At 73.5% G+C, this 4,639-nt stretch carries 5 protein-coding genes; all 5 read right to left on the reverse strand.

Translation table 11 applies throughout. The annotated features are described in order from the left end of the window. Positions 1-62: 62 nt before the first annotated feature. Positions 63-1,649 (reverse strand): Na+/H+ antiporter, encoded by a 1,587-nt coding sequence (locus L1885_RS23950; protein WP_235799246.1) that lies wholly within the window; start codon positions 1,647-1,649, stop codon positions 63-65. Positions 1,650-1,911: 262 nt separating this feature from the next. Continuing rightward, positions 1,912-2,388 carry a GNAT family N-acetyltransferase gene (locus L1885_RS23955; protein ID WP_235799243.1) on the reverse strand — a complete coding sequence of 159 codons (477 nt, stop codon included), beginning with the start codon at positions 2,386-2,388 and terminating at the stop codon, positions 1,912-1,914. After that, entirely contained in the window at positions 2,385-3,323 is a 939-nt protein-coding gene (locus tag L1885_RS23960; RefSeq protein WP_235799247.1) for an RluA family pseudouridine synthase, read from the reverse strand. The genes L1885_RS23955 and L1885_RS23960 overlap by 4 nt, the downstream gene beginning before the upstream one ends. A 33-nt stretch (positions 3,324-3,356) precedes the next feature. Then, positions 3,357-3,926, reverse strand: coding sequence for a signal peptidase II (gene lspA, locus L1885_RS23965; RefSeq protein WP_235799244.1), 570 nt, complete (start codon positions 3,924-3,926; stop codon positions 3,357-3,359). A 110-nt stretch (positions 3,927-4,036) separates the two neighbouring features. Further along, the coding region (locus tag L1885_RS23970) for a TraR/DksA family transcriptional regulator (protein ID WP_235799245.1) at positions 4,037-4,639 on the reverse strand (603 nt) is incomplete at its 5' end.

The raw sequence follows: 4,639 nt of genomic DNA on the forward strand, positions 1-4,639 counted from the left end.
CCCGCCCCCACCGGCCGGCGGGCTCGCGGCCGCGTCGGCCGGCGGGTGCGCCCGCACGCGCCTCAGCGCATCGAGCGCACGTCCAGATGGCGCAGCACCCGGTCCACGACCTCGGGATCGGCGCCCGGCTCGCTGCGGGCCGAGAGCACCTCGTGGCGCGCCGCCGACATCATGTCCCGCTGGACCCGGCGCAGCGTGCGGACGTACGCCACGCGGCGCGCGGCCCACTCCCGGCGCTCGTCGTCCGCGATGAACGGGCTGATTCTGGCCCCGATGTCGAAGGCCGTGCGGGTGAGGCGCTCGCTGATCTCGTCGGGGAGCTCCTCGACGTTCTCGATCTCCTTCAGGCGGCGCCTGGCCGCCCGCGCGGCGCGCACCGCGAGATCGTGCTCCAGCTTGCGCTCGGCGTCGGCGTCCGCCGTCACCCCGAGCCGCCGCACGAGCCACGGCAGTGTCAGGCCCTGGACCACCAGCGTGGCCATGATCACCGCGAAGGCGATGAAGACGATCTCGTCGCGGCCGGGGAAGGGGTGGCCGCCGTCCGTCGTGAGCGGTACGGCGAGCGCCAGCGCCACCGACGCCACGCCCCGCATCCCGGACCACCACATGACGACGCTCTCGCGCCAGCTGGTCGGGATCTCCTCGTCGAGGTCGCGCAGCGTGTGGAGCTTCTGCGCCACCCAGGAGGCGGGCAGCAGGTAGAGCAGCCGTACGAGGACGACGACGCCCACGACCGCGCCGCCCCAGAGCAGCAGGTGGCTCTCGTTGCCCTTGCCCATGCCGAACGCGTTGTGCAGCTCCAGTCCGATGAGCCCGAACGCGATGCCCGTGACGAGGGTGTCGACGATCTCCCAGAACGAGTTGCCGGCGAGCCTGCCCATCACGTCGTCCGCGTCGGCCGCGTGCTCGGCGAGGAAGAGCGCGGTCGTCAGGACGGCGAGGACGCCGGACCCGTGCAGTTCCTCGGCGAGGACGTAGCTGACGAACGGCACCAGCAGGGTCAGGCCGATCTGCAGCGTGGCGTCGCCGAGCAGCGACATCAGCTTGTTGGAGAGCCAGCCGAGGGCGAGGCCGATCGCGACGGCCACCACCGCGGAGAGCACCAGTTCCCCGGCGGCCACCGGCCAGGAGAACGAGCCGCTGACCACGGCCATGATCGCCGAGTGGTACAGGACGATCGCGGTGACGTCGTTGAACAGCCCCTCGCCCTCCAGGATCGACACGAGCCGCCGGGGCAGGCCGAGCGACCCGGCCACCGCCGTGGCGGCGACCGGGTCGGGCGGCGCGACGAGGGCGCCGAGCGCGACCGCCGCGGCGAGCGGCAGCCCGGGCACGATCGCGTGCGCGACGGCGGCGACGGCCGCGGTGGTGACGAACACCAGCGCGACGGCCAGCAGGATGATGGGCCGTTTGTTGGCCGCGAACTGGCGCCACGAGGTCCGCTGCACCGCCGCGTACAGCAGGGGCGGCAGGAGCAGCGGCAGGATGAACTGCGGGGGCACCTGTACGTCCGGCACGAAGGGCAGCAGCGCCAGCACGACCCCGATCAGGGTCATCAGCACGGGCGGCGGGAGCCCGATCCGTTCCCCCAGAGGCACCGTCACCACCGCGCCCAGAAGCAGCACGAACAGCAGGGCCAGCTGGTCCACGGATACGCCTCCGACAGTGCTCACGGCGGCCCTGTGATCGGACCCGCCCCAGCCTGCCACGGCGGGACGGGAATCGGCGTCACGTCCCGCCCGACGCGCACCGCCGCGGAAGTCCGCGGGCCGGGTGCCGCGCCGGCGCCGTCGGGAGCGTCCCGCTACCCGCTCCTCGCCGCGCCACACCCTGCCGGTGCCGTACGGCGGCGACCGGCGGTCGCCCGCCGGTGGCGCGCGGCCGCCGCCGGGTGCCCGCCGGTCCGGCGCGTCAGAGTGTGCGGCGCATCGAGCGGTGCGGGATGCCGGCGTCGAAGAACTCGTCGCCGTAGGCCTCGTAGCCGAGTCGCTCGTAGAAGCCGAGGGCGTGGGTCTGGGCGTGCAGGTCGACCACGGCCAGCCCGGCCGCCCGGGCCGCTTCCTCGATGCCGCGCACCAGGGCCGCGCCGACGCCGGTGCCGCGCGCCCGACGCACGACGGCCAGCCGGCCGAGCGCGCCGACCCGGGGGTCGCCGCCCGTCACGTCCGCCGCGCGGGGCCCGTACAGCAGCCTCCCGGTGCCCAGCGGGACGCCGTCGCCGTCGGTCGCGAGCACCTGGAGCGCGTCGCCGTCGCGGCCGTCGTACTCGAGGTCCTCCGCGACGCCCTGCTCCGCGACGAAGACCTCCTTGCGCACCGCGAAGCACGCCTCCAGGTCGGCCGGGTCCTCGACGCGCCGCACCAGGGGGGCCGGGATGGCGGGCGTCATGCGTTGCTCTCCTCACGGACCGTGTCGAGCGCGTTCTGCAGGTCCTCGGGGTACGCGCTGGAGAACTCGACCCAGCGCCCGTCGGAGGGGTGCTCGAAGCCGAGGCTGACGGCGTGCAGCCACTGGCGGGCCAGCCCGAGGCGCTTGGAGAGCGTCGGGTCGGCGCCGTAGGTCAGGTCGCCGACGCACGGGTGGCGGTGGGCCGACATGTGGACCCGGATCTGGTGGGTGCGGCCGGTCTCCAGCTTGATCGTCAGCAGCGACGCGGCGCGGAACGCCTCCATCAGGTCGTAGTGCGTGACGGACGGCTTGCCGTCCACCGTGATCGCCCACTTGTAGTCGGCGGTGGGGTGGCGGCCGATGGGCGCGTCGATCGTGCCGCTCATCGGGTCGGGCAGGCCCTGCACGAGCGCGTGGTAGCGCTTGTCGACCGTGCGCTCCTTGAACTGCCGCTTCAGCAGCGTGTAGGCGCGCTCCGACTTCGCCACGACCATCAGGCCGGAGGTCCCGACGTCGAGGCGGTGCACGATGCCCTGGCGCTCCGCGGCGCCCGAGGTGGAGATGCGGTAGCCCGCCGCGGCGAGCCCGCCGATCACGGTCGGCCCGCGCCAGCCGGGGCTCGGGTGCGCGGCCACGCCGACCGGCTTGACGATCACGACGATGTCCTCGTCGTCGTGGACGATCTCCATGCCCTCGACGGGCTCGGCGACGATCTGCACGGGCGCCGCGGCGCCCGGCATCTCGACCTCCAGCCACGCGCCGGCGGTGACGCGGTCCGACTTGCCCACGAGGGCCCCGTCGACCTGCACCTTGCCCTGCGCGGCGAGCTCCGCCGCCTTCGTACGGCTGAACCCGAAGACACGTGCGATGGCGGCGTCGACGCGCTCGCCCTCGAGACCGTCGGGTACAGGGAGTGTTCTGATGTCCGGAATGATGGCCGTCCCGTGGTGAAGGAATCCTGGGCCGTGTCAGTTCCGGTGGATCCTTCCGTCCGGGTCGAGCCCGCGGAACGACAGCAGCACCACAAGGATGCCACCGCACGTGATGGCGGAGTCCGCCAGGTTGAAGACGGCGAAGTGGGCCGGGGCGATGAAGTCGACCACCGCCCCCTCGAAAACGCCGGGCGAGCGGAAGATGCGGTCCGTGAGGTTGCCCAGCGCACCGCCCAGCAGCAGGCCGAGCGCGATGGCCCAGGGCAGGCTGTAGAGCTTGCGGGCGAGCCGGGCGATCACCACGATCACGGCCGCCGCGATGATGGTGAAGATCACCGTGTAGGCGGTGCCCACGCCGAACGCCGCCCCGGGATTCCTGATCACCGTCAGTTCCAGGGCGTTTCCGAGGATCTTCACCGGCTCGTGGTACTCCAGCTTCGCCACGACGAGCAGCTTGCTCCCGAGGTCCAGCAGATAGGCCACGACGGCCACCGTGAACAGGGCGAGGATCTTCCGCCTGCCCACCGGGCGCTCGGCGGCGACGGCGGTCTTCCCGCCCGCGTCATCTGCGTCCGGCGTGTCGATGATGCGCTCCGCCTCTGCCACGTGAAGTCCCTCGACAAGCTAGCTGCGAACCCGCCGGGTCCCTCGCGGGCCCTGCTGGTGCTGGTGTGAGGTCGAGCGTACGGCACGGCCCCGCCGGCGGGCAGTCGCAGTCAGGCCCTGCGCTCCTGTTTCTGCTTGTCCTCGACGCACAGGGTGGCCCGAGGGAACGCCTGCATGCGCGCCTTGCCGATCGGCTTGCCGCACACCTCGCACAGCCCGTACGTGCCCGCGTCGAGCCGCTGCAGGGCGCGCTGGGTCTGCTCGAGCATCTCGCGGGCGTTGCCGGCGAGGGCCATCTCGTGCTCGCGTGTGATGTTCTTCGTGCCGGTGTCCGCCTCGTCGTCGCCGGCTCCGTCCGCGGAGTCCCGCATCAGGCCGGCGAGGGCGCGCTCGGACGAGTCGATCTCGGCGGACAGCCGCTCGGCCTCCCCCTCCAGGCCGGAGCGCGCCTCGGCGACCTCCTCCTCGGTCCACGGGTCCTCGCCCGGCCTGACCGGGAGCTCCCCCGGTGCCGCCGGTGCCACGACCGGCGCCGAGGGCGCCTCCGCGATCCGCTCGTCGGGGCCGGCCGCGCCGGCGCGGTCCTCCGCGGTCTTCTTCGCTGCCACCGTATGAGCTCCCGTCTTGTCGTCGGCCGCCTCGGCGGCCCTGTCCGGACCCGGCCCGCGCCCGGCCCGCGTCCCGTCGGCGGCTCGCGCCGCCCCGCCCCGGGT

Origin of the sequence: Streptomyces fuscigenes, assembly GCF_021556455.1 — a bacterium.
Lineage (GTDB): Bacteria > Actinomycetota > Actinomycetes > Streptomycetales > Streptomycetaceae > Streptomyces > Streptomyces fuscigenes.

Bases quoted from the DNA above. Each gene is read 5' to 3' on its own strand.
- L1885_RS23955 (WP_235799243.1), bottom strand. From the start codon at position 2,388: ATGACGCCCGCCATCCCGGCCCCCCTGGTGCGGCGCGTCGAGGACCCG.